The 222-nt window shown below is 52.7% G+C and carries 1 rRNA gene; it reads left to right on the plus strand.

Features of this window, described 5'->3' with window-relative positions:
- Positions 1-27: 27 nt before the first annotated feature.
- Positions 28-222, plus strand: a 16S ribosomal RNA gene (locus tag JDF658_RS13835); the annotation flags it as partial.

Here is a 222-nt window from a genome sequence, read left to right on the forward strand (position 1 = left end):
AATTTCGGATAAAAACTTTTCGAGATATATTCGGAGAGTTTGATCCTGGCTCAGGATGAACGCTGGCGGCGTGCCTAACACATGCAAGTCGAGCGGAGCCATGAGGGAGCTTGCTCCTGAGTGGCTTAGCGGCGGACGGGTGAGTAACGCGTGAGCAACCTGCCCTTCAGACAGGGATAACACCGCGAAAGTGGTGCTAATACCTGGTACACTCTTTGCATC

This window comes from Carboxydocella sp. JDF658, assembly GCF_002049395.1.
GTDB lineage: Bacteria > Bacillota.